The following is a 24,482-nucleotide window of genomic DNA, read 5'->3' as shown; positions in this document are numbered from 1 at the left end:
GCTCAACGCGTTCGCCATCACATTCGGTGACCGCTGGCCAGGAGCCGAGACCTACTGATCAACAACGCCGGACACACCGATCATGGGATAGACCCGTTCTTGACCTCAAGGGGTCATCGCGCCACCGTGTTCGATCAGCAGTTCGTTGAGCTTCTCGACGGGCTTGTACCAGTCGAGGGTCTGTCGGGGGCGGTCGTTGAGTTCGCGGGCCACGTCGTCGAGGTGGACTTGGGAGTGGACCGAGAGGTCGGTTCCCTTGGGGAAATACTGTCGGAGAAGCCGGTTGGTGTTCTCGTTCGTCCCGCGTTGCCACGGTGAGTGCGGGTCGCAGAAATAGACCGGCATCCCGGTGGCCGTGGTGAACGTGGCGTGGTCGGCCATCTCACTGCCCTGGTCCCACGTGACCGATTCCCGGAGGAACTCGGGCAAGGTCTTCATCTTGTTCGCCAACAGCATCGCGACCCGGTCGGCGGACCGGTCGTGCGGGACCCGGATCAGCATCACGAACCGCGTCTGCCGCTCCACCAGGGTCAGGATCTGCGACTTGCACGCGGACCCAAGGATGAGGTCGCCTTCCCAGAAGCCCGGAACAGCACGGTCGTCGGCTTCCTTCGGGCGTTCGCTGATGTTGACCATGCCCACGATCAGGTCGTGTCTGGGCCGCTTCGCCGAGGGGGACACCCGTTTCGCCCGGCCAGAGCGCAGGGCCTTGTACATCATGGCCCGCAACTCGCCTTTCCCCTGGACGAACAGGGTCTGGCAGATCGTCTCGTGGGACCCGCGCATCTCCGGCTCGGTCGGAAACTCCAGGCGTATTCTGGTCGCGATCTGCTGCGGCGACCACCGGCGATCCAAGCCCGCCATCACATAATCGCGTAGTCGGCCCGATTGTTCCAACTTTCGCGGTTTCGGTCGTTTCCGCATGACCGCGGCACGCTTGCCCGACTTCAACGCTCGATAGGCCAATCTCCCGCCATCACGGGCGACCTCACGAGCGACCACCAAATGATGCCGACCCAACACCCTGCCGATAAACCGAAACGACCGCCTCGCCCGCAACTCCCGCGAAATCGTCTCCCGCTCCTCGGCACTCAAACTCACCCGACACACCACGACATGATCTCCGATCACCCACCCACGAAGACCATCCCATGCCGGCGCATCGACCAGTTGAGGTCAAGGTTCCCCCAAAGCGGGGGACCCCTCGCGGGCGTTGCGTCAATCTCCGGAATTGGACATGCCGTTGTCAAACCCGCCGGCCCGGTCGAGCCTATTCCCCCCTATAGCCGAGCTGGGAGAAACTCGGCGCGGGTCAGGATTCCGCGAGGTGCTTTCGCGCGAACTGGAGGGACTCCGCCAGGTCCCTGGCGCGGTCCGCGGCCGTCCGGGCTCGGCGGGTGCTGACCTCGAGGACCACCTGCCCCTCGAACCCCCCGTCGACCAACCGCCGGCAGATCTCCACGCACGGCTGCGTCCCCCGACCGGGAACCAGGTGCTCGTCCTTCGGCAATCCCGTCCCGTCGGCCAGGTGCACGTGCGTCAACCCTTTGCCCATGCGGTCGGCCAGGGCCAGCGCGTCCATATTGGCGGCGGCGGTGTGCGACAGGTCCAGGGTGTAGTTGCGGTGTCCCACGTCCGTCGGGTCAATTGACGGTCGAAATGCCGTGACCTCGACCGACCGCATTCCCACACCGCGGCGAACCGGGAACATGTTCTCGACGGCGACCGCGACCCCGGATTCCCCTTCCAGGTCGGCCACCAGCTCCGCGAAGCCGTCGGCGTACTTGCGCTGCCAGCGGAACGGCGGGTGCACGACGACCGTGGGCGCGTCCAGGTCCTGGGCTGCCTCCACCGCCCGGCGCAGGCGGGTCTCCGGGTCGGGCGACCAGATGCGCTGCGTGACCAGGAGGCAGGGGGCGTGGACGGCCAGCACCGGCACCCCCGCGCGGCGGGACCGCCGGAGCAGTTCCGGGACGTTCTGGCTCAGCGGGTCGGCCCAGACCATGACCTCGACGCCGTCGTAGCCCAGCTCCCCGGCCAGGGTGAAGGCCGCCGAGGCGGTTTGGGGCCAGACCGACGCCGTGGAGAGGCCGACCCGGATCCGGCTCAATGATCCAGCAGCAGCAACGCCGCCGGGGAGACCGTGGCCAGCAGCCCGACCAGGACCGCGAGGACCGTGGTCTGCAGGTCCTCCGCGCGGCGGACCTTGCGGACGATCAGGACCAGGCCGACGATCACCACCAAGGCGCCGATGAGGGCGGCCGCGGGCAGCACGCGCCAGAGCCAGTTGAACAGCAACCAGACACCCGCGCCGCCGACCACGCCGAGCCCGAGCTGGCCGATCATGATCAGCCACTCGCGGCCCGCCGAGCGGGGCTCCTCGTCCTCGTCTTCCTCGTCCTCCGCGCGGTCGTCCGGTTCGCGGTCGTCCTCGTCGACGTCGACGCCACCGCGGCGGTCGTCGTCGAACTCGTCGAAGTCGCCCCGGTCGCGGAAGTCGTCGTGGGCCTCGTACTCGGTGAAGCGGGTGGCCGCCTTGTCGTCGAAGCCCTCGAACTCCTCGTGGAACTCCGGGGGCGGACCCTCCGGGTCGACCGCGGTCTGCGCCGAGTCGCCCGCGAACTCACCCGGCACGGGTGCGCCCGGACGCGGCAACTGCTGCGAAGGCTGCGGGACCGGCAGCTGCTGCGACGGCTGCGGCGGCACCGGCAGCTGCTGCGAAGGCTGCGGCAACTGCTGGGACGGCTGCGGCACCGGCGCGGCCTGCTGCGTCGGCTGGTTGAGCTGCGCGGCGCGGCGCGCGGTGCTCGGCGACCGTCGCGGCAGCAGCGGTGCCCGGTTCGGCCCCTTGGCCAGCTCGGCGGGCGGCTCGGCCGGGTCGGGGCCGTGGTCGTCGGCGGGCACGCGCGGGAACTGCTCGGTGTGCGGCTCAGGGGCGTCCAGCCGCGCGCCGACCGGTCGCTGCGAACCGGGGCCGGGCTGCTCGCCCCGGGACGGCGCCTGCGGCTCGACGGGCGGACGGCTGTGTTCGACCGGCGGACGCTGGTCGGGGTGCCCGAACTGCTCCGGCGCCTCCCGACGCGGCTGCGGGCCGGGCCTGACCTCCGGGCGCGGCGGGCCCTGCGGCCCGTCGACACCACGTCCGGGCCCTGGCTGACCCAGCCCCACGGGCCCGGCCTGGCCGGGACCACCCGGAGCCGAGCCCGGGTGCCCCGTCCCGGGCTGCGCGCGCCCAGGTCCCGACGGCGCCCCGGGGCGGAAGCCCTCGGGCCGGTAGTCGTCCGGGCGGTGCTGCTCGTCCGGGTGACGACCGTCCCGGAAGTCGTCGTTGCGCACCGGCCCGCGCTGGTCGCGGCCGGGCGGGGCCTGCTCGGGCCTGCCGTTGACCGGCGGGCGCTCGAGCGGGCGCGGCGGCTGCCCCGGCGGCACCGGGAGCTGCGGCGGGGGCTGCGGCAACTGCTGCGACGGCTGGGGCACCGGGAACTGCTGGGAGGGCTGCGGCGCCCGCCCCTGCCGGTGTGACGTGCGCGGCTGCGGCTCCTGGTCGTCGCGGATCGGCAGCATCTTCCCGCTGTCCGACATGACGCGTTCGATGATCGCCTGCGGCGCGGTATCCGACGCGTCGTCCGGCTTGCGGCGCCGTCGCCGGGGCGCGCTGTCGCCCGAGTTGCCGCCGTACTTGGCCAGCAACTCGGCCACAGTGCGCTGCGTGCGCTCCGAACCGCCTTCTTGACTCATCCACTCCACCGTGCCCCGTGCTGGCCGATCCGTCCAGTGCCGGCACGCTTCGCTGGCGGCACCCTACCGTCGACGGGCGCGGCCGTACGGATCATGTCAGTCCGAGGGGACAGTGTGGTCCTCACCATTCGTCTGGTCCAGCCGTCGCAGGATCACACCCTCGCGCAACGCCCACGGCCCGATCTCGACTTCCGAGAGTGACAACGCTCGCATAGTGGCCTGCGCCACCAGAGCACCCGCCACCAGTTGATGGGCACGGCTGGGGCTGACCCCCTCCAGCTGCGCCAGGTCCGCCGCCGACATCCGGGAGATGAAGGAGATGAGCTGGCTGAGGCCGGTGTCGGTGAGCACCCGCCGCACCCGCGGACCGTCCGACGACGGCGCCGCGCCGGTCAGCCTGGCCAGGGTGCGGAAGGTCTTGGAGGTGGCCACCGCGCGGTCGAACGACCCGTACTTGGCCACCCGCCGCGCCACCGGCGCCAACTCGCCCGCGATCCAGTCCGCGGTGCGGGCGACCTGGTCGCGGCTGGGCGGGTCGCTGGTGAACCGGGTGCGGGTGAGCCGCCCCGCGCCCAGCGGCAGCGACCAGGCGAAAGCCGGGTCCTCGTCGATGCCCGCGGCGATCTCCAGCGAGCCCCCGCCGATGTCGAGCACCAGCAGGTTGCCCGCCGACCACCCGTACCAGCGGCGGGCCGCGAGGAAGGTGTAGCGGGCCTCGTCCTCGCCGGAGAGGACCTTGAGCTCGACCCCCGTCTCCTTGGCCACGCGGCGCAGCACGGCGGCGGAGTTGCCCGCCTCGCGCACCGCCGAGGTGGCGAAGGCCATCAGGTCCTCGCAGCCCAGTTGGACCGAGGACTCCTTGGCCGCAGCCACCGTCCGGACGAGCTCATCCGCGCCCACCTTGGACAGCTGGCCGGACGCGGTGATCCGCTCGGCCAGGCGCAGCACGGTCTTCTCCGACCGCGCGGGCGTCGGGTGGGCACCCCGACGAGCGTCCACCACTAGCAGGTGGACGGTGTTGGAACCGACGTCAAGCACACCGAGGCGCACTGGGGAACCGTACCGGGGTGGACGGTCAGGACTCGAACTTGTAACCGAGGCCACGCACCGTGACCAGGTGCCGCGGTGAGGCCGGGTCCGGCTCGATCTTGGACCGCAGGCGCTTCACGTGCACGTCGAGGGTCTTGGTGTCGCCGACGTAGTCCGCGCCCCACACCCGGTCGATCAGCTGGCCGCGGGTGAGCACCCGGCCGACGTTGCGCAGCAGGTACTCCAGCAGGTCGAACTCCTTGAGCGGCAACGGGATGTCGGTGCCGTCCACAGTGACCACGTGCCGCTCGACGTCCATCCGGACCGGTCCGGCCGCGAGCACCTGCGGCAGCAGCTCGCCGTCGCCGCCGGTCTCGCCGCCGCGGCGCAGCACCGCGCGCACCCGGGCGATCAGCTCGCGCGCGGAGTAGGGCTTGGTCACGTAGTCGTCGGCACCCAGTTCCAGGCCGACGACCTTGTCGATCTCGCTGTCCCGGGCGGTCACCATGATCACCGGCACGGCCGAGCGCTGGCGCAGTGCCTTGCACACGTCGGTGCCGCTCATGCCGGGCAGCATCAGGTCGAGCAGCACGATGTCGGCACCGTTGCGGTCGAACTCCTCCAGCGCCTGCTGGCCGGTCACGGCCACCGCGGCGGTGAAGCCCTCCTTGCGCAGCAGGAAGGCAAGCGGGTCGGCGAAGGACTCCTCGTCCTCGACGATCAGCACTCTCGTCATGCCATTCCTCCGTGATCGGTAGGGGCCCCGTCGGATTTCGACGGAGCGATCGCGCGGCCGCCCACCCTGGTGAGCTCCGCACCGTTCGTGGTGGTCGCCTCGGCGTCATCGCGGTGCCCCGCGTCGCGATGGGCGGGGATGCGCAGCGTGAAGGTGGAGCCGAGGCCGGGTTTGCTCCACAGCCGGACCTCGCCGCCGTGGTTGGCCGCGACGTGCTTGACGATCGCCAGACCGAGCCCGGTGCCACCGGTGGCGCGCGACCGCGCCTTGTCGACGCGGTAGAAGCGCTCGAACACCCGCTGCTGCTCCTCGTCGGCGATGCCGATGCCGCGGTCGGTCACCGCGACCTCGACGAAGCCCGCGGCGAGCGAGCGGCTGACCGACACGGGGCTCCCCGGCGGGGAGTAGGCCAGCGCGTTCTCCAGCAGGTTCGACAGCGCGGTGACCAGTAGCGTGCGGTCGCCCTCGACGAGCAGACCGCTGTCGTCGTCGGTGGTCACCTCGATGCCGGTGGACTCCATGACCAGTTGCGCCCGCCCCATGGCCTCCCGGACCACGGCGTCGACGTCCACGGTGTTCATCTCCGGCAGCCGCTCCGCGCCCTGCAGTCGCGACAGCGCGATCAGCTCGGTGACCAGCGTCCCGAGCCGGTTGCCCTCGCGCAGGATCTTGGCGGTGAACCGGCGCACCTCCACCGGGTCGTCGGCGGCGTCGAGCACCGCCTCGGCGAGCAGCGCCATGGCGCCGACCGGGGTCTTGAGCTCGTGGCTGACGTTGGCCACGAAGTCGCGCCGGGTGGCCTCCAGCCGGACCGCGTCCGACTGGTCGTCGGCGTCCACGGCGGTGAAGCCGTCGCCGAGCGGGCGGACCTCGCCGAGCACGGCCTCGGGGGCCCGACCACCGCGCGACTCCAGCGGTGACAGGTCAACCTCGACCGGATCGCCGGTCTCGACCACCACCTCGGCGGCTTTGCGGGCGCGGTCGTCGACGCGGTTGTTGCGGACCAGGCCGAGTTCCTCCGCCCGCGGGTTGTGGATCACCACGTCACCGAACCGGTTGAGCACGACGACACCGGTGTGCGTGGAGAGGATGATCCGTTGGACCAACTCGGCGACGGTGGGGCCGGTGGGGGTTCGACCGGGCTTCCCGGACCTGGAGCGTCCGATGATGAAGCCGACGAACCCGCCGATCAGCAGGGTGCCGAGCGACAGCGCGAGATAGACCGGGGCGGCCACACCGAGGATCGTAAGCAGGGCCCCGGGGCTCTTGACCAGCCCGGACGACGCATTGGTGACCGTGCCGACACCTATGTGCGCGCTTGTTCCCCACCTGGCCAGTCCTCGTTCACCCGTCCGTGTCCTACTAGCCGGTAACCAAGCGCCACAGTGCGCCCGCGCGACCGGTCACCACACCGGCCACCAACCGTTAGAGGGATCACACCCTGATTGATGATTCCGCGTTGTGTCACGCGCCGCGCGGACAACCGGCAAGCGTCACCCGGTCGCCGGATCGCCCCCACCGCAGCGCCGCGCCGTCCGATCATCGAACACAAAGGACCGATCAAGTGTCCACTTTGTCCCGTTAGCCCACACCGCCGCAGGCGCGCCCGGGATCGAGATGACGTCCGGATGGACGCGCTACCACACCGCGACCACCAGACGGTTCTTTGTCACCCCGTCCGGACACGCAGACGACACGCGGCCGGACGGGGTGACGACGGAGACTCAGCGCCCCTGGTTGGCGACCGCGCTGATGGCGGCGTCCGCCGCGGCGGGGTCGAGGTACTGACCGCCCGGGTTGGTCGGCTTGAGCGCGTCGTCGAGGTCATAACGCAGCGGGATGCCGGTCGGGATGTTCAGCCCGGCGATGTCCTCGTCCGAGATCCCGTCGAGGTGCTTGACCAGCGCGCGCAGCGAGTTGCCGTGCGCGGCGACCAGCACGGTCCGCCCCGCCCGCAGATCCGGCACGATCGCCTCCTCCCAGTACGGGATCAGCCGGGCCACGACGTCCTTGAGGCACTCCGTGCGCGGCGCGGCGTCACCGATGTGGGCGTAGCGCGGGTCGCCCGCCTGGCTGTACTCGTCGTCGGGGTCGATGGGCGGCGGCGGGGTGTCGTACGAGCGGCGCCAGAGCATGAACTGCTCCTCGCCGAACTCCTCCAGGGTCTGCTTCTTGTTCTTGCCCTGGAGCGCGCCGTAGTGCCGCTCGTTGAGCCGCCAGTCGCGCTTGACCGGGATCCACAGCCGGTCCGCGGCGTCGAGCGCGAGGTTGGCGGTGGTGATCGCCCGCCGCTGCAGCGAGGTGTGCACGACGTCCGGGAGGATGCCAGCCTCGCGCAGCAGCACGCCGCCGCGGCTCGCCTCCGCCACGCCCTTGTCGGACAGGGCGACGTCCACCCATCCGGTGAACAGGTTTTGCGCGTTCCACACGCTCTCGCCGTGGCGGAGCAGCACCAGGGTTCCGATGGCCATGTCGGAAGCCTGCCAGACCCCGCGCGACACCGACCGGACCGGGACCGGCACGGGGTGACCGACGTCCCGACCAGGTCACCCCTCGAACGTACGACCCCCAAACAGGTGTAGACCTACCGCCAAACGCCTCGACCGAACACGGACAGTCGCCGCAATGCCATGTTTTGTCATCGGAACGTTACCCACGGTCCGCGACATCCACGATCGGCGTAACCGGCGGCCTTGTGCTGGTGTCCGGCATCTGACAAGTTGACCTATGCCGCGCCGGGTCAGCTCCCACGCACTCCCTGACCCCGTGCGGCCGTCCCGCGCGGCTCGACTCCCCTGCCGAGCCGGCGGTCCCGCGAAGGCTCCCGGGCTCCCCCCGCCACGGGATGCCAGCGGGCAGCCGCGGGGCGGTTCGGGAATGCGACTCCCCCTCGCTCGAACCGCCCCGCGACTCACCTCAGGCAGGCAGGCGACCCGCCCACCCCCGCACTCAGCCCTCCGATGGCGTCGGGGCAGGCGGCGCGACGACCGGCGGCAGCGGCGGCCGGGAACCGGTATCGGCGCCACGCCGCCTGCGACGCGACCGCCACACCAGGCAGGCGGGAACGGCCACCACCAACGCGAACGGCAGCACCCGGGCCACCCCGAACACGATGACCGCCACCGTGTCGACGAAGGCGGACCACCCGTCCCCGAACGCCCCGAGCAGCGTGTCGTCCTCCTTGGGCGAGGCGACCGGCGGCGCCCCGTCGGCGGCGATCCGCACCGACACCGTGGACATGGCCACGCTGCCCGCCAGCGCCTCACGCCGCTTCAGCAGCGACTCCAGATCGGCCTCGCGCCGGGTGACCTCGGACTCCAGCTGGACGATCTCCGAGATCGCGGTCGCCCGGTCCAGCAGCGCCCGTACCCGGGACAGGCTGGTCCGCTGGGTGGCGATCCGGCTCTCGACGTCCACCACCTGCTCGGTGACGTCCTGCGCGGTCTGCGACCGCGACCGCACCTTGCCCGCCTTCTCGATCAGCGGCAGCGCCTTGTCCAGCTGGTCCGACGGCACGTAGAGGGTCAACGTCGCCCGCCGGTCGTCCACCTGCTCCTGGCCGGAGTAGCCCCCCGCCGCGACCGCCTCCGCCCGGGCCTGCGCGGCCGCGTCGGGCACGTTCGGCGCGGTCATCTCGATCAGGGCCGTGCGGACCAGCTTCCGGTCCACTCCCGGCTGCGGCACCTGCGGCCGCTGGTCCGGCTCGGTCGGCTGCGCCGCCTGCGGCGCCTTGGCACCCCCCGCGGCACCGCTGCTCGAGTTGCTCTCCGCACCGGAATCCCCGCGCCCACCAGCCGCCGAGTCCGCGGGCTGGGGCGCCACCGCCGCCTCCCCCGACGTGAACGCCCCCGAGGAGGCCGTTGACGTGCACGCGGCCATCCCCGCCAGCGCACCACCCGCCAAGACCGCACCGGCTAACCGCGTACGCCACCCCGCCGATCCACCCATCCCCATCCCCATCCCCTCACCTCACGACTCCGTCTTGCCTTCCAGACGGGTCGTGGCGGTCAGGCCGTTGCGGAGCGGACGGTCACGAGTCGGCGTCGTCTGTGACACGGGGTCGTAGCCCGGCGGGGTCACCGGAACCGCCGTCGGCGTCCTCCGCGCGCTCCAGCAGGTGCGCGAAAGCGGCCAGGTTGGCCAACGACTCGCCACGCGAGGTGCGCCACTCCCATTCGCGCCGGATGGCGGTGGCGAAGCCGATCTCCAGCAGGGTGTTGAAGTCGCCGTCTGCGGCCTCCAGCACCTGCCCGAGCAACCGGTCCAGCTCGTCGGCGGACACCGCGGCGAGGCTGACCCGGCCCACCAGGTGGATGTCGCCCAACCGGTCGATCGTGTAGTGCACACCGTAGAGCCGGGCATTGCGCCGCAGCAGGAACCGGTAGACCTCCTCGTGCGCCTCATCCGGGCTGCGACACACGAACGCCTCGACGGACAAGGCGTGCTTGCCCACGATGAGCCAGCAGTTGGTCTGCTGCTTCTTCGTCCCGGGCAAGGTCACCAGGAACCGACCGGCCTGCGGGTGCCGGTAGACCAACTCCCGTTCGTCGAGCGCCGCCGCGATGACCTGGTCGAGTGAGTCCGGTGGTGTCACACGGCAACTTCAGCACGCAGCACGGAGTAGCGCAGCGCGTCCCCCGCATCCAGGTACGCCGCGACCAGCGCGTCGGTCGTGCGGTCCCAGGAGAACTCGCGCGCGTGCCGCACCGCGCCACCCGCCAGCTCCACCAGCCGCCGAGGCGCCCCGACCAGACCACCCAGCACATCCGCCCAGTCCCCGGTCGCGTGCCCGTCCACCAGCAGCCCGGACACCCCGTCCGCGACCGCGACCGGCAGCCCACCGACCGCAGCGGCGACCACCGGCGTGCCACACGCCTGCGCCTCCAGCGCCACCAGCCCGAAGCTCTCGTTGTAGCTGGGCACCGCCACCACGTCGGCGGCCCGGTAGACCCGGGCGAGCGCGTCCCCGGACTGCGGCGGCAGGAACCGCACCACGTCCGTGATCCCCAGGCTGACCGCCAGGTCCTGCAACGCTGCGGGCTGCTCGAGCCCCGTCCCCGAAGGACCACCCGCGACCAGTACGACCAGCCGCTCCCTGGGCACCGCCCCCCGAGCCAGCAGCTCCGCCGCCGCCCGCAACAACACGTCCGGCGCCTTCAACGGCTGGATCCGTCCGACGAAGGCGATCACCAGCGCCTCTTGCGGCACCCCGAGCGCGGCCCGCGCCGCCCGCCGGTCACCGGGGCGGAACCGGTCCAGGTCGACCCCGGGGGCAATGGTGCGCACCTTGTCCGGCGCGGCGTCATAGAGGTCGACCAGCTGCGTGGCCTCCACCTCGGTGTTGGCGATGAGCTGGTCGGCCTCGTCGACCACCTGCTGCTCGCCGATCACCCGGATCCGCGGCTCCGGGGTGTCCCCCTCGGCGAGCGCGGCGTTCTTGACCTTGGCCAGGGTGTGCGCGGTGTGCACCAGCGGCACGCCCCACCGCTCCCTGGTCAGCCACCCCACCTGCCCGGACAGCCAGTAGTGGGAGTGCACCAGGTCGTAGTACCCCGGCTCGTGCCTGGCCTCCGCGCGCAGCACCCCCGCGGTGAACGCGCAGAGCTGGCTCGGCAGCTCGGCCCGCTGTAAGCCCTCGAACGGCCCCGCCGAGACGTGTCGCACCAGCACCCCGGGGGCCAGCTCGGCCACCGGCGGCAGGTCCGACGAGGTGGCCCGGGTGAACACCTCGACGGCGATCCCGCGCCGAGCCATGCGGGTGCTTGTCTCGGTGATGTAGACGTTCATGCCACCCGCGTCCCCCGTGCCGGGCTGCTCCAACGGGGATGTGTGCACCGACAGGACCGCGACTCTGTGCGGACTGCGGAGCTGCGTGGGAGCCACCCGGGTTCACCCCTTCTGCCAGCCCCCCGCCAGCGCGCGGAGCACACCGTTGAACTCGTCGACCCGTTCGGCGAAGGGCGCGTGCCCGACCCCAGGGAACCAACGCGCCGAGGCCCCCGGAATCTTCCCTGACGCGTATTCCCCCGCCGACCGGTCGACCACGCGGTCAAGGTCGCCATGCAGCACCGCCGTCGGCGCGGTGATCCCCGCCAGCACACCCGCGCTGTCCACATCGCGGCTGAACAGAGCCCTGCGCACCCGTGGCGAGACCCGCAGCATGTCGCCCACCCACCGCTGCGCTTCGGCCCCCGGAACGGGCTCCGCGGTCATTCCCACTGTGAGCGACACGACAGCGGAAGCGGCCACCGCCGGGTCTTCGGCGAGCACATCGGGCAGCGCGCCGCGCATCGCCGGACCGATGGCCCCACCCGGCCGCCCCGGCCCGATCTCGGTGATCGCCCCGACGAGCACGATGCCCGCCAGCCCCGCACAGGCCCGTTCCCGCACGTAGTCGGTGATCACGAGTCCGCCATACGACCAGCCCACCACCACAGCGGGCGCCCCGGCGAACTCCAGCACGGCGGCGAGGTCCCCGGCCCACACAGCCGGATCGTCGTAGCCCTCCGACGGCGCCTCCGACCCGCCGTGTCCACGCAGGTCGAAGGCGATCAGGTGGTGATCACGCCCCAGCTCGGCATCGGCGAACTGGTGGGCCCAGCGCGCGGCCGACTGGGCCCACCCGTGCACGAACACGATCGGCGGCCGGGACGGGTCCCCGGCTGTGCGCACCGCCAGCCGGGTACCGCCCGCGCCGGTGATCAACGCAGCGCCGACATGCTCTGCCACTGGCTCCACGGGATCAGCCAGTCGTACACGTCCGACGTGGTCGGCATGTTCGCCTTGGAGCCGGTGACCTCCACCGGGTCACCGATCAGCGCGGTGTCGAAGTAGGCCTTGGCGTCGGCTTCCAGCAGGTTGACGCACCCATGCGAGGTGTTGGCCTTGCCGATGTTGGCCCGGTTGTCGTTGTTCTCGTGGATGAACTCGCCGTGGTTGGAGATCCGGACGGCCCACTTCTTCATCACGTTGGTGTAGCCGTACTTCGGGTTGGAGAAGTCGCCGACCGGGTCCTTCTGCATGACGATCATCGTGCCGTTGGGCGTGTTCAGGTCCGGGTCGGCGTCCTTGCCGTTGCTCGACGGGTAGCTGGCGAACAGCGAACCGTCGCGGTAGACGTTCATCTTGTGGTCGGGGGTGTTGACCTTGACCACCTGGTTGCGGCCGACGGTGAAGGTGGTGGTCAGGTCCGCCTTGCCGTAAGCCCCGCCGCCGTAGGCCAGGCCGAACAGCTTCGCGGTCACGGTGACCTTGGTGTTGGCGGGCCAGTACTCCTTGGGCCGCCAGTCGACCTGCTGGTCGTTGAGCCACGCCCACGACCCCGCGACCTCCTTGGAGGACTCCACCTTCAGCACCTTCTCCACGGCCGCCTTGTCGGTGACCTTGCCCTCGGGGAACTTGATGCTGATGGGCATCGCGACCCCGACGGTGGCGTTGTCCGCCGGGTTGATCGTCGCGCGCGGGGTCTTGGCGGGCTTGAGCGTGGTGAACGACCCCGCCAACTGGACCTTCTTGCCGTCGGACCCGGTGGCGGCCGCGGTGTAGGAGTACTTCTTCCCGTAGCCGAGGCTCTCGGTGTTCGACCAGCTCAGCTTGTCGCCCGAAACGACGCCCTTGACCGCTTTTCCGTCCGGGTTGACCAATTCGACCGTATCGATCACACCGTCCGTCACGGTGATCTTCACCGGGTCGCCCGGCGGAACGTCGGCCGCGTCGGCGGCGGGCGACGCCGCCAACTTCGCCTTGGGCTGCGCCTCCGGTTGCTGCTCGGAACCGCCGCCACCGCCACCACCACCCGTGCCGCCGGGAGAACCATGTTCTTCCGAGGTGCACGCGGCGAGCAGCGCGAGCACGAGGAAGAGCGCGCCGAGCAGGCCGCGCCTCCGGTTCGTCGTGGATCTCGCGGTTGACCTCACCCTGCGACCTCCAGTGTCGAGTCTTCGCCCCACCGAGAAAGACGTCCCGGCGGCCGGTGGGGTGTGCCGCCGTCGGGTGTGACCGTGCTCATAACCACTCGTGGCGCCCCCGCCACCCGCCCCGCACCGGCGCCGGGGAGGATCGAGCCGTGAACAACCCCATTGCGGTAGTGACGGGCGCGAGCGCGGGCATCGGGGCGGCGACGGCCCGGCACCTCGCCAGGGCCGGGTTCCGGGTCGTGCTGGGCGCCCGGCGACTGGACCGGTTGGCCGAGGTCGCCGAGGAGGTCGGCGGCGTCGCGATCGAACTGGACGTAACGGACCCGGCCTCGGTCGAGGCGTTCACCGACCAGGTCCAAGGGTGCCATGTGCTGGTGAACAACGCCGGAGGTGCCCGGGGTCTGGACCGGGTGGACGCCGCCGACGAGGACCGTTGGCGGTGGATGTACGAGGCCAACGTGCTCGGCACGCTGCGGGTCACCAAGGCGTTGCTGCCGAAGCTGATCGACTCCGGCAACGGCCACGTGGTCACCGTCACCTCGATCGCCGCCGTCGAGATCTACGACGGCGGCGCGGGGTACACCGCCGCCAAGCACGCGCAGTCCGCCCTGCACCGCACCCTGCGCGGCGAGTTCCTGGGTGAGCCCATCCGGTTCACCGAGGTCCTACCCGGCATGGTCGAGACCGAGTTCTCGCTGACCCGCTTCGAAGGCGACACCGAACGCGCCGACAAGGTCTACGAGGGCATCCAGCCGCTGTCCGCCGACGACGTCGCCGAGGTGATCGCCTTCGCGGTGACCCGCCCGCCGCACGTCAACCTGGACCAGATCGTGCTCAAGCCACGCGCCCAGGCCTCGGCGACCCGGGCCCACCGGCTCAGCCCAGGGAACAGTTGACCAACACCGGCTCCGGCCGCAGCGCCACGCCGAACGCGGCTCGCACCCCGTCGCGGACCTCCAACGCCAACGCCAACAGGTCGGCCGTAGTCGCCTCGCCGCGGTTGGTCAGCGCCAGGGTGTGCTTGCCGGACAACGCCGTCCGGCCCCGCGTGTAGCCCTTGCCGAAGCCCGCGCGTTCGATCAGCCACGCCGCCGACAGCTTCGAGGTACCCGGCCCCGCCGGGTACCTCGGCACCGGCACGTCCGCGCCCACCACGCCGACGATTCGCGCCATCACCGCGTCGGCCGCCGCGTCGTCGATGATCGGGTTAGTGAAGAACGACCCCGCGCTCCAGGTGTCGTGGTCGACCGGGTCGAGCACCATGCCCTTGCCGCGCCGCAGTTCGAGCACGGCGGCCCGCACATCACCGACCGGCACCCGCTCGTCCTGCCGCACCCCGAGTTCGCGGGCCAACTCGGTGTAGCGGATGGGCGCGGACAGCCCGTCGTCGACGAGTTCGAACCGCGCCCGCAGCACCACGGCGCGGTCGTTGCCCTTGAGGATGCTGGTGCGGTAGTCCAGCCCCAACTCGTCGGTACGCAGCGTGCGCACCTCACCGGTCTCCCGGTCGTAGAGGTCCACCGATACCAGCACCTGGGAGACCTCGACCCCGTACGCACCGACGTTCTGCACGGGGGTGGCACCGACCAGACCGGGAATGCCGGACAGGCACTCCAGGCCGCCGAGCCCGGCCTCGACCGTGCCCGCCACCACGGTGTCCCAGTCCTCGCCTGCCTCCACGGTGAGCTGCACCCGCCCCGGCACCGTGCAGTCGATCTTGCTGCCGTGGTTGCCGACGAGCACCACGGTGCCGTCGAAGCCGAGATCGCCGATCACCAGGTTGGAACCACCGCCGAGGACGAGCAGGGCGTCCCCGTCCCGATCGGTCGCGCGCACCGCGTCGACCACTTCGGCCGCCGTGGCCGCGGTCACGAATCTGGCGGCCGGACCGCCGAGGCGCAGGGTCGTGTAGCCGCTGAGCGGGACGCCGCTGCGGACGTCGGCACCGAGGGGGAGGCTGGTCACGGGCGCCAACGGTAACCTCCCGCACATGGCCAGCCGTATCGAGCACCGCGCGAGCTTCCGCGCCCCCGCCGCCACCGTGCACGCCCGACTGGTCGACCAAGCCTTCCTGCGGGACCGCCTCCGCACGCTCGGCGGGACGGACGCGGCCCTGGTGGAACACAAGGCCAACGGCGACGGAGTGGCCTACAAGCTGCGCCAGGGCATCGAGTCGGCTCTGCTGCCGTCGATCGTGCGCACCCTGGTCAAGGGCGACCTGGTGGTCGAGCGCTTGGAGACCTGGCGGCCCGACGGCGCCGGTTTCGCCGGCACCACAAGCGCCACCGTCGCGGGTATCCCGGGTGAGATCAGGGGCACCTACCGCCTGGTGGACGTCGCCGACGGCAGCGAACTGCGCACCGACGCCGAGGTGAAGGTCCGGGTGCCCCTGGTCGGCGGGAAGATCGAGTCCGTGATCGCGGAGCAGGTGCGCAAACTGCTGGCCAGCGAGGCCGCCTTCGCCGCGGAGCACTGACCCCTGTGGCCCGCACCCCACGTCTGGCGGCGGGCCGGGCCCGGGCTCTCGGCGTGCCCACGCGCGGCACCACCAACCCGAACCGCCTCCGCCGAGTCGACCGCTGGCTGACCGCCACCCCCGCCATCCGCGCGGCGCTGACCGGCGACGCCCCTCTCGTGGTCGACCTCGGCTACGGCGCCACCCCGGTCACCACCGTCGAAATGGCCACCCGCCTCCGCACGGTCAACCCCATCGTCCGCGTCCTCGGCCTGGAGATCGACCCGGAACGCGTCGCCGCAGCCAAACCGTCCGCCGACCCGCCCGCCCTGGACTTCCGCCGCGGCGGTTTCGAACTGGCGGGCACCCGCCCGATCCTGCTGCGCGCCTTCAACGTGCTGCGCCAGTACACCGAACCGGAAGCCTGGAAGTCGTGGGACACCATGCGGTCCCGCCTGGCCCCGAACGGCCTGCTGGTGGAGGGGACCTGCGACGAGATCGGCCGCCGCTGCTGCTGGGTCCTGCTGGACGAGGAAGGCCCGCGCACCTTCACCCTGTCCTGCCTGCCCGTCGACCTCGACCGCCCCAGCGACCTGGCCGAACGCCTCCCGAAGACCCTCATCCACCGCAACGTCCCCGGCGAGCCCGTCCACGCCCTGCTCCAGGCCATGGACACCGGCTGGGCCACGGCCGCCCCCTTCGCCCCGTTCGGCCCCCGCGCCCGCTGGGTCGAGACGATCCGCCTGCTCGCCGCGGACGGTTGGCCGGTACTGGACACCCGCCGCCGCTGGCGGCTGGGCGAGGTCACTCTCCCATGGTCCGCAGTCGCCCCACAGCTCTGAGCAACGGAGCAGCCCAGGCGGATGCCCGAGGAGCCTGGCGATGCGCCTGCCGGACGCTGGAAGTCGGGGCTGGACCGCAGGCAAGCAGGTTCGAGTTGTACCTGGTGGTTTGTCGGGGTTGACTTTGACGTTACGTCAACTTCTACCGTTGGTTTCGGGCCGCAGGAGAGCCCAGTGGGAGACGAAGGTGATGACCTGGTCGACAGCGCAGGTGGCCCGGATGTCGAAGGTGACGTCGCGGACGCTGCGGCACTACGACGAGATTGGCCTGCTCCCGCCCTCGCGGGTGGGAGCCAACGGCTACCGGTTCTACGAGCAGGAGCAGTTGCTGCGCCTGCAACAGATCCTCGTGCTGCGCGAGCTCGGCCTGGGGCTCGACGCCATCGCGGAGATCGTGCGCGACGGGCGGGACCAGGCGGCGGTGTTGCGGATGCACCACCGCTGGCTGCTCGCCGAGCGCGACCGGTTCGACCGACTGGCCAAGACCGTCTCCCGCACGATCACCGATGTGGAAGGGAACAGGATCATGACGAAGAAGTCCGCCGAGCACTGGTTCGAGGGGTTCGACCAGCCGACCCAGCAGCACCTCCAGCAGGAGGCCCGCGAGCGCTGGGGCGAGAGCGTGGACACCACCCCGAAGTCCACCGACTGGTGGCGGACCCAGGGCCAGGGCTGGGTCGCGATCGTGGACGAGCTGATCGCCCACCTCGACGCGGACCGCCGAGCCGACGACCCGGCCGTCCAGCGCACGGTCGAGGGCCACTACCAGTGGATCAAGGGCCACTGGACGCCGAACCGCGAGTCCTACATCGGCCTCGCCGACGTCTACGCCGACGACCCGCGCTTCCGGGCGAACTTCGACAAGTCCGACCCCCGCCTGGCCGAGTTCCTGCGGGCCGCCATCACCGAGTACGCCAACACGAAGCTCAGCTGACCGCTGGGGAACAGCCGCGGGAGGTGGCCTGCGACCAGCCGCCTCGCCCAACGCAGCAAAGCTCCCGCTGTGAAGCCACGCCGACCGGCTGCCACACGGCCCGGTTGGCCGTAGTGGCCCCACCATCCCGCGAGGCGAGAACGCGCGGATTGCAGTCTCGAGAGCACACGCTGCTTAACGCGGCCGTGGCGGCCACGACCGCGAGCGTGGATGGTGGTCGAGTACATCCACTCCGGCCCGGTCCGGGCCGGAGTTGGTGAGCGCGGTGAACCCAGACCTGTCCGTGACGCAAGGCGTACTGGGCCGCGCGAACCGGCAGGCCAGCCTCAGGCTGGTTTGCCCGGATCGCAGACCCGGGTGTCTGTCGAACGTCCAGTGATCACCGACGGGTGTGGCGAAAACCGGGCCACGTCCGGGATTCGGACACGCGCCGGAACGGCGTCGAGCCCCGCGCCCGGACCGACTCCGCGAAGCCCTCCGGCCTGGCTCCCGCCCAGGGCCGAGGGCAGCTCACCACGACCAACCTGATCGATGACTCGCGGCGATCTGGCGACTCTTGGCGTCGGGGGATCTGCAGCTCCCCCGACGCCCGCCAGGCCGCGGTATGGGTGTCGAGCTATTTCACTATCCAGTTGTCAAGGAGCGTATCTGACGGGGATCCGGCTTCTCGCTAACCGTGGGGTCCGGTCGAAGGCGAGCCGGGTAATCGGGCTTGACCTCGACCAAGGGGTAGGCGCCCAAGCACGGCGGCGCGGGCGGGAACCCCGAACCAGGGACCGTTGTGGACGGTCGACTGGACACGGGCTGCGAGGATTGGCGGGTGCCGAACGAGCGTCGATATGTGATCAAGCTGGGGTGTCCGGACCGGACGGGCATCGTGGCGCGGATTTCCGGTTTCCTGGCTGAGGCGGGTGGCTGGATCGTCGAGGCGGCCTACCACACCGACCCGGAGACGAACTGGTTCTTCACACGGCAGGAGGTGCGCGCGGACTCGCTGCCCTTCGGGGTGGACGAGCTCCGGGAGCGCTTCGGCCGGGTGGCCCGCGAGCTCAGCGGCCAGGCGGACTGGAGCGTCACCGACACCGGGGTGCGGCGCCGGGTGGTGATCCTGGTGTCCAAGGAGGGCCACTGCCTCTACGACCTGCTGGGCCGCGTGCACAGCGGTGAACTCGACGTCGACGTCCGGGCGGTGATCGGCAACCACAACGACCTGGCCGGGATCACCCGGGCGCACGGCATCCCGTTCCACCACGTGCCCTTCCCGGCCACCGACCCGGAGGGCAAGGCAGCCGCCTTCGCCCAGCTCAGGCAGCTGGTGGAGGCCAACTCCCCCGACGCGATCGTGCTGGCCCGGTTCATGCAAATCGTGCCCGGCGAGATGTGCGTGGAGTGGTCCGGGCGGGCGCTCAACATCCACCACAGCTTCCTGCCGTCCTTCGTCGGCGCCCGCCCCTACCACCAGGCCCACAAGCGCGGGGTCAAGCTGATCGGGGCGACCTGCCACTACGTGACCGCCGAGCTCGACCAGGGGCCGATCGTCGAGCAGGACGTGATCCGAGTGGACCACGGCGACTCGGTCGCCGACATGGTGCGCAAGGGCCGTGACATCGAGAAGGTCGTGCTCGCGCGGGGGCTGCGCGCGCACCTGGAGGGCAGGATCCTGCTGCACGGCAACAAGACCGTGATCTTCTAGTCCACCCCGGGGAACCGGCGACCCGCGGTCGCCGGTTCCCCGGGCAGGGGAAAGCTGTTGGCGCATAACGGTTTCCTTCCGGGGAGACACTTCAACGTTATGCCGCCCGAGCCCGCGTGTCATTCACTCGATGGCAGGGGGATAGCCGTTTGACGAACTTGGCCATTGGCGCTATGGCGACTAATTCGGTTGCCCCACAACGCAAATCGGCGGGACGATCTCACGCGTGACCACTGGGGATGTTCGCAACACCACCCTGATTCCGCTGTCCACCAACGACCTATCCGCCTGCCTCGCCCTCGCGGCGGACCGCGAGTGGCCCCACGAGGACCGCAAGTGGGATTTCCTGCTGCGCGTCGGGCAGGGCTACGGCCTCACCGACCAGTCCGGCGGGCTGGTCGCCTCGGCGATCCTGACCCGCACCGGCGACCTGGCGGCCATCAGCATGGTGCTGGTGGCCGCCCGGTTCGAGGGCCGGGGCCTCGGCACGCGCCTCATGCGGCACGTCATCGCCGAAGCGGGCACGGCCACCCCGCACCTCTACGCCACCCCGCTGGGCAAGCCCCTCTACGAGAAGCTCGGCTTCCACTCCGTCGCCGAGGCCGACATCCGGGTCGGCGTGCTGGACGCGGAGCGGTCCGGGCGCACCCGCCCGGCCTGTCCCGCCGACCTGCCCGCCATCCTCGCGCTGGACCGGGAGGTGTTCGGCGCGGACCGGTCCGGCGTCTTGTCCGGACTGTTCGACTTCGCCGACCACGTGCGCGTGGTCGAGTCGGACGACCGGATCACCGCCTACGCGGGCACGTGGCGCGCGGGAGCAGACGCGCCCACCGCGATCATCGGCCCGCTCATCGCCCCCGACGACGACGCGGCCCGCGCGCTCGTGGCCGACTTGGCCGCGGACGCCGGAGGTCCGATCCGCGTTGACGCGGCCACCACGCACCCCGATCTGGGCCGGTGGGTGACCGAACGCGGTCTGTCCCCGACCTTCCACACCGACATCATGTCCCTCGGCGGTCGCCCATTCCCGGGTGACCGCCGACGCGCTTATCTCCCCTTCATGCAGGCGCTCGGCTGACGATCGACACCCCTAGCGGCTTGACCTAGAACTCCTTGGCCAGGTTCGCCAGCACCTGGTCGTGAATGCGCTTGAGACCCGCCGGGGCGAAGAGGCGTTCGAAGAACCCCCCGACACCGTTGGCGCCCTCCCACGTAGTGGCGATACGCACGGTGGAGACGCTGTCCGAGCCCTCGACCGTCCAAGTCGTGACAAGTGTGGAGTTGCGGTCCGCTTCCACCAGACTCCCCGGCCTCGGCTCGCTGACCTCGACCACGCAGTCCCGCACCCGCTTGCTCGTGGCCTGCAACCGCCAGTGCGCCACGGTCCCGGCACCGACCCCGCCCGACCGGACCTCGTACTCGCTGAAGTGCGGTGTGAGGATCCGCCCTCGGACGCCCGCGTAGTCGGCCACGGCGGCCCGAACCCGGTCCACGGGTGCCGCGATCGTGCGTTCGGCGAGTGCCTGCACCTGGTTCATCATTCTCCGTACGTCGGTGGCCGGGTCTCCGTAGGCTACCGGCGTGCGGATCGAGATCGCCGATGCGGAGTTGCTGCGCGAACACCGCGACAACGGGCATGACCTGCGCAATGTGACCTTGTCGACCCTCGACCTGACCGATCCGGCGGACGACGAGCTGCTGCGGACGGCCCTCGACGGTGCCCTCTTCCTGGGGTGCACGCTGCGGCCTGAGACCCAGCGGCGCGCGCACGCGGCGGGGGCGCTGCTGTTCCCGATCGTGCCCGGGCTGCCCTACGAGGTCTATCGATCGCGGCTCTACACCTGCGCCGAGCTGTTCGACGGCTTCGAACCGGCCCGCCCGGAGTCCTACGCGGACACCCCCGACGCGCGGATCTACCAGCACGCTCTGGCCCAGGGTGCCCGTCCGGACCCGCTGCACGCGCTGGCCGAGCGGCTGCACGACCACAGCATCTCCGAGGCGTTGGACGACGTGCTGACCGGTAGGCCCGTCGCGGTCATGGGCGGGCACGCGCTCACCCGCGACTCAGACCGCTACCGCGGCGCTGTCGAGCTGGGCGTGCTGCTGGGCAAGGCCGGGTTCACCGTGTTGACCGGTGGCGGCCCCGGCGCGATGGAGGCGGTGCCGCTCGGCGTCCGACTGGGCGACCGGTCCGGTGTGGACGAGGTGCTGGCGGGCCTGGCCACCGCGCCCCGGTTCGCCAGCGGCTCGACCGTGGACGCCGCCGAGATCGGCCGCTGGATCGCCGCGGGTCTCGCGGTGGACCTGCCGGTTGGCGAGAAACCGCGCACCATCGGCATTCCCACCTGGTTCTTCGGCCACGAGCCGCCAAACCCGTTCTGCGAGTTGCACGCGAAGTACTTCGCCAACTCGGTCCGCGAAGAGGGCCTGCTGACCGTCGCGACCGGGGGCATCGTCTACACACCGGGCAGCGCCGGGACGGTGCAGGAGGTCTTCCAGGACTACACCCAGAACCACTACGGCTCGGTCGGCCCCGCGGCGCCCATGGTGTTCCTCGGGCACCGGTTCTGGACCGAGGAGGTCCCGGCGGCGTCGTTGGTGCGCAAGCTCGCCCGGGGACGTCCGGCCGAGCAGTGGGTGATGGTCACCGACGACGCCGCGGAAGCGGTGGAGTTCCTGGTCTCGTACGCGTCAGTCCAGTAGACCGGCGCGTTGGGCCAAGACGGCGGCGGTAACCCGGTTGGCGCAACCCGTCGCCGCGAGGATTTCCGACACGTAGCCGCGCACGGTGGAATCGGACAACCGCAGCTCTTCGGCGATCTCGCCGTTGCTGCGCCCCATGCCGACCAGCCGCAGCACGTCGCGCAGGCGCGCGGACAGCCGCGCGACCTCGGCGGCGGCGCCGATCCGGTCGAGGTGGTGGGTGGCCAAGTGGCCCATCAGGTCGTTGGTCAACGCGGGGTCCAGAACCGCGCCACCGTTGGCCGCGACCCGCACGGCGCGCACCAGTTCGGCGGGCTCGATGTGCTTGAGCAGGAAACCCTTCGCACCCAGTCGGAGGGCCGTGGCCACGGCCTGGTCCGCGTGGAAGGTGGTCAGCACCACGACGGCCGGGACCCGCACCTGTCTGCGGAGTTCCCGGAGGGTATCGAGGCCGTCCATGCGCGGCATCCGCAGGTCGAGCAGCAGTACGTCGAGTTCCTTGGTGCGCACCAACTCCAGCGCCTCCGCGCCGTCCGCGCCCTCGGCGACCACCTCGACGTCCGCTGCCGCGCCCAGGATCTTGCTCACGAACGAGCGCGCCATCGGTTCGTCGTCCACGACGCCGACCCGGATCGTCCCCCGCTCGACCGCGGTTGTGTCGAACTCGGTCTGTGTTGTCACTTCTTCGCCCCTTCCAACCCGCCCACGGGGCGTATGCAAGCACAGGAATGCGGGGCAGAACAGGGAATGTGGCGTCAACCCGACGATCGTCGGGGCAAAGGCCGCTCGTTCGGTCTATCGCGCGAGACCATCTACTACTTGTGCGGTGGGCAGCGCGGCCAAGAGGTCGCCGGGGACGAAGAGCTTGCTGCCGCGGATACCGCTGCCGATGACGAGCTCGGGCGCCGCGGCGACGGCCGCGTCGATGTAGAGGGGCCAGTCGGCGGGCAGACCGACGGGGGTGATCCCGCCGTAGGCCATCCCGCTCTGCTCCACCGCGCGGTCCATGGGCGCGAAGGACGCCTTGCGGACGTCCAGCAGCTTGCGCAGCACCCCGTTGACGTCGGCGCGCGTGGTGGCGAGCACCAGGCAGGCGGCGAGCCGCTCCTCACCGCCGCGTTTGCCCAGCACGACCACGCAGTTGGCCGACGCGCTCAGCGACGAGCCGTAGTGCTCGCAGAACGCGGCCGTGTCGGCGAGCTCGGGGTCGATCTCGGCGACGCCGATGCGCGTGGCGTCGAGGTCGGTGATCGCCTTGGCGACGGGCTCGGCCAGCAGTTCGGGGTGCTCGGCTGCGGGCAAGACGGTCAGGGTTCCGGCGATGGTCCACGTCACCCGCCCGAGGATAGCGTTTACCGACCGAGGAAGTCCGTGAGCAGCGCACGGAGCTCCCTGCGGTGCGTGACCATGGGTGCCGGAGAGTCGAAACGGACCAATCGCGCCGTAGGTAGCGCTCCCACGACCTCTTCGGCGGTCTCCGTCGGGTGCAGCAAATCGCCCATCGCGGCGACTACGAGGACATCGGCATCGACCTGTTCCAGCGTGGCCGGGTCCGGCACCGGTACTTGGCGGGCAACCGCGTGCAGGGCGGGGCCTAGGCGCAAGAGGGCGTCGGTGCGTTCGTCCACGTATGTGTCGAGACCGGCGGGTGCCCCTGCGGCGACAAGCGCGCGGAGTCTGCCCCTGTCGCCTGCCTCGGCTGCGGTGGACATCTCCAGCACAAGGTCGGCGGATTCGGCTTGTCGCGGCTTGGACAGCGCCGCAGGCAACATCAGCACTACCCGGTCGAGGGCGTGCGGTGTGGTCGACAGCAGCGCGCACAACGCCGCCGCGCCCAACGAGACGCCCACGGCCTGCCGGACGCCTTCCAACGCCGGAGCGATGTCCGCGGCGATGGTCGGATAGGTCCAGTAGTCCGGGGACGCGTCGGGAGCGTCGGCGTGCGAGGGCAAGGTCAGCACGATCCGCGTACCCGGCAACCCCGACGCGGGGATTCGCGCTTCCCCGGCGGTGGCACCCAGACCAGGAACGATTACCGTGCGTGGTTCACCGGCCCCGTTGGCCCGGGACATCACCACCGCTGGCCGCGCTGCACCTCGATCAGGCGGGGCCGCACGTCAACGATGTAGACCAGGGCTGCGACCAGACCGGCCATCCAGAAGATCCAGCCGGTGCCCGCGAAGCTGAACAGGAACAGCGCGGCGGTGGCGCCCGCGGTGATCCCCACCCAGGCGGGCTTGGTCATGCGCTCGGCGGCGGAGTACGCGTCCGGTCGCTGCAGCAGCGCGTGGATGAGGGCGAAGACCGCGACGGGGACCGCGGCCCAGTCGATAACCTTCAGGATCCCGTACGCGAGCGGTGGCACCCCGACAGCCTACGTGCGATATGGGCGGTTCCACCACAAGACCCCGCGCACTCACACTCAGGAGTGCACGG

25 protein-coding genes are annotated in these 24,482 nt (G+C 70.9%); 7 read left to right on the top strand and 18 right to left on the bottom strand.

Going from position 1 to position 24,482, the window contains the following annotated elements; genetic code table 11:
* Positions 1-105: 105 nt before the first annotated feature.
* The 12 genes from CLV40_RS27800 to CLV40_RS27730 form a co-directional block, all read right to left on the bottom strand.
* Positions 106-1,101 carry an IS30 family transposase gene (locus CLV40_RS27800; protein WP_245931613.1) on the bottom strand — a complete coding sequence of 332 codons (996 nt, stop codon included), beginning with the start codon at positions 1,099-1,101 and terminating at the stop codon, positions 106-108.
* A gap of 211 nt (positions 1,102-1,312) precedes the next feature.
* Complete coding sequence (locus CLV40_RS27795) at positions 1,313-2,110, bottom strand: sugar phosphate isomerase/epimerase family protein (protein WP_104481942.1); 798 nt, start codon at positions 2,108-2,110, stop codon at positions 1,313-1,315.
* A complete protein-coding gene (locus tag CLV40_RS38395; protein WP_181043771.1) occupies positions 2,107-3,738 on the bottom strand; it encodes a hypothetical protein in 1,632 nt (543 codons plus the stop codon). The genes CLV40_RS27795 and CLV40_RS38395 overlap by 4 nt, the downstream gene beginning before the upstream one ends.
* Before the next feature lie 96 nt (positions 3,739-3,834).
* Positions 3,835-4,788 carry a Ppx/GppA family phosphatase gene (locus CLV40_RS27770; protein WP_104481938.1) on the bottom strand — a complete coding sequence of 318 codons (954 nt, stop codon included), beginning with the start codon at positions 4,786-4,788 and terminating at the stop codon, positions 3,835-3,837.
* Between the two features lie 25 nt (positions 4,789-4,813).
* Positions 4,814-5,503 (bottom strand): response regulator transcription factor, encoded by a 690-nt coding sequence (locus tag CLV40_RS27765; RefSeq protein ID WP_104481937.1) that lies wholly within the window; start codon positions 5,501-5,503, stop codon positions 4,814-4,816.
* Positions 5,500-6,738 carry a sensor histidine kinase gene (locus CLV40_RS27760; RefSeq protein WP_104481936.1) on the bottom strand — a complete coding sequence of 413 codons (1,239 nt, stop codon included), beginning with the start codon at positions 6,736-6,738 and terminating at the stop codon, positions 5,500-5,502. The genes CLV40_RS27765 and CLV40_RS27760 overlap by 4 nt, the downstream gene beginning before the upstream one ends.
* Before the next feature lie 489 nt (positions 6,739-7,227).
* Positions 7,228-7,974, bottom strand: coding sequence for a phosphoglyceromutase (locus CLV40_RS27755; protein ID WP_104481957.1), 747 nt, complete (start codon positions 7,972-7,974; stop codon positions 7,228-7,230).
* A gap of 478 nt (positions 7,975-8,452) precedes the next feature.
* Positions 8,453-9,325, bottom strand: a complete 873-nt coding sequence (locus CLV40_RS27750; protein WP_245931612.1) for a DUF4349 domain-containing protein — start codon at positions 9,323-9,325, stop codon at positions 8,453-8,455.
* 208 nt (positions 9,326-9,533) lie between these two features.
* Positions 9,534-10,067 carry a type III secretion system chaperone family protein gene (locus tag CLV40_RS27745; protein ID WP_374066615.1) on the bottom strand — a complete coding sequence of 178 codons (534 nt, stop codon included), beginning with the start codon at positions 10,065-10,067 and terminating at the stop codon, positions 9,534-9,536.
* A gap of 26 nt (positions 10,068-10,093) precedes the next feature.
* Positions 10,094-11,386: a D-inositol-3-phosphate glycosyltransferase gene (gene mshA, locus CLV40_RS27740; RefSeq protein ID WP_104481934.1), complete on the bottom strand. Its 1,293-nt coding sequence runs from the start codon at positions 11,384-11,386 to the stop codon at positions 10,094-10,096.
* Positions 11,387-11,392: 6 nt separating this feature from the next.
* Positions 11,393-12,232 (bottom strand): alpha/beta fold hydrolase, encoded by an 840-nt coding sequence (locus tag CLV40_RS27735; RefSeq protein WP_104481933.1) that lies wholly within the window; start codon positions 12,230-12,232, stop codon positions 11,393-11,395.
* A complete protein-coding gene (locus CLV40_RS27730) occupies positions 12,205-13,377 on the bottom strand; it encodes a L,D-transpeptidase (protein ID WP_104481956.1) in 1,173 nt (390 codons plus the stop codon). The genes CLV40_RS27735 and CLV40_RS27730 overlap by 28 nt, the downstream gene beginning before the upstream one ends.
* 191 nt (positions 13,378-13,568) lie before the next feature.
* Here CLV40_RS27730 and CLV40_RS27725 point away from each other — a divergent pair, with 191 nt between their 5' ends.
* The gene (locus CLV40_RS27725; protein ID WP_104481932.1) at positions 13,569-14,315 is read left to right on the top strand and encodes an SDR family NAD(P)-dependent oxidoreductase; all 747 of its coding nucleotides are present in this window, start codon (positions 13,569-13,571) and stop codon (positions 14,313-14,315) included.
* Here CLV40_RS27725 and CLV40_RS27720 read toward each other — a convergent pair.
* Positions 14,296-15,384, bottom strand: coding sequence for a UDP-N-acetylmuramate dehydrogenase (locus CLV40_RS27720; RefSeq protein WP_245931610.1), 1,089 nt, complete (start codon positions 15,382-15,384; stop codon positions 14,296-14,298). The genes CLV40_RS27725 and CLV40_RS27720 overlap by 20 nt on opposite strands.
* A 25-nt stretch (positions 15,385-15,409) precedes the next feature.
* Here CLV40_RS27720 and CLV40_RS27715 point away from each other — a divergent pair, with 25 nt between their 5' ends.
* The 5 genes from CLV40_RS27715 (at position 15,410) to CLV40_RS27695 (ending at position 20,421) form a co-directional block, all read left to right on the top strand.
* Positions 15,410-15,895 carry a DUF2505 domain-containing protein gene (locus tag CLV40_RS27715; protein ID WP_104481931.1) on the top strand — a complete coding sequence of 162 codons (486 nt, stop codon included), beginning with the start codon at positions 15,410-15,412 and terminating at the stop codon, positions 15,893-15,895.
* Between the two features lie 5 nt (positions 15,896-15,900).
* Positions 15,901-16,716: a class I SAM-dependent methyltransferase gene (locus CLV40_RS27710; protein ID WP_104481930.1), complete on the top strand. Its 816-nt coding sequence runs from the start codon at positions 15,901-15,903 to the stop codon at positions 16,714-16,716.
* Positions 16,717-16,906: 190 nt separating this feature from the next.
* The gene (locus CLV40_RS27705; protein WP_104481929.1) at positions 16,907-17,650 is read left to right on the top strand and encodes a MerR family transcriptional regulator; all 744 of its coding nucleotides are present in this window, start codon (positions 16,907-16,909) and stop codon (positions 17,648-17,650) included.
* An 820-nt stretch (positions 17,651-18,470) separates the two neighbouring features.
* Entirely contained in the window at positions 18,471-19,343 is an 873-nt protein-coding gene (gene purU, locus CLV40_RS27700; protein ID WP_104481928.1) for a formyltetrahydrofolate deformylase, read from the top strand.
* A 226-nt stretch (positions 19,344-19,569) separates the two neighbouring features.
* Positions 19,570-20,421, top strand: a complete 852-nt coding sequence (locus CLV40_RS27695) for a GNAT family N-acetyltransferase (protein ID WP_104481927.1) — start codon at positions 19,570-19,572, stop codon at positions 20,419-20,421.
* 25 nt (positions 20,422-20,446) lie between these two features.
* Here the strand turns inward: CLV40_RS27695 and CLV40_RS27690 are convergent, their stop codons facing one another.
* Complete coding sequence (locus CLV40_RS27690) at positions 20,447-20,881, bottom strand: SRPBCC family protein (protein ID WP_104481954.1); 435 nt, start codon at positions 20,879-20,881, stop codon at positions 20,447-20,449.
* A gap of 43 nt (positions 20,882-20,924) precedes the next feature.
* Here CLV40_RS27690 and CLV40_RS27685 point away from each other — a divergent pair, with 43 nt between their 5' ends.
* Entirely contained in the window at positions 20,925-22,046 is a 1,122-nt protein-coding gene (locus CLV40_RS27685; RefSeq protein ID WP_104481926.1) for an LOG family protein, read from the top strand.
* Here CLV40_RS27685 and CLV40_RS27680 read toward each other — a convergent pair.
* The 4 genes from CLV40_RS27680 to CLV40_RS27665 all read right to left on the bottom strand — a co-directional run bounded on the left by CLV40_RS27680 (position 22,035) and on the right by CLV40_RS27665 (position 24,411).
* Positions 22,035-22,727 (bottom strand): response regulator, encoded by a 693-nt coding sequence (locus tag CLV40_RS27680; protein ID WP_245931609.1) that lies wholly within the window; start codon positions 22,725-22,727, stop codon positions 22,035-22,037. The genes CLV40_RS27685 and CLV40_RS27680 overlap by 12 nt on opposite strands.
* A gap of 114 nt (positions 22,728-22,841) precedes the next feature.
* Positions 22,842-23,381 (bottom strand): YbaK/EbsC family protein, encoded by a 540-nt coding sequence (locus tag CLV40_RS27675; protein WP_104481925.1) that lies wholly within the window; start codon positions 23,379-23,381, stop codon positions 22,842-22,844.
* Between the two features lie 17 nt (positions 23,382-23,398).
* Complete coding sequence (locus CLV40_RS27670; RefSeq protein WP_245931608.1) at positions 23,399-24,007, bottom strand: alpha/beta hydrolase; 609 nt, start codon at positions 24,005-24,007, stop codon at positions 23,399-23,401.
* 110 nt (positions 24,008-24,117) lie between these two features.
* Positions 24,118-24,411: a DUF2516 family protein gene (locus tag CLV40_RS27665; protein ID WP_104481924.1), complete on the bottom strand. Its 294-nt coding sequence runs from the start codon at positions 24,409-24,411 to the stop codon at positions 24,118-24,120.
* Positions 24,412-24,482 lie beyond the last annotated feature (71 nt).

Source organism: Actinokineospora auranticolor (genome assembly GCF_002934265.1).
GTDB classification, from domain to species: domain Bacteria; phylum Actinomycetota; class Actinomycetes; order Mycobacteriales; family Pseudonocardiaceae; genus Actinokineospora; species Actinokineospora auranticolor.
Note: the sequence above shows the minus strand (reverse complement) of the source record. Positions and strands in the feature narration are given on the sequence as shown.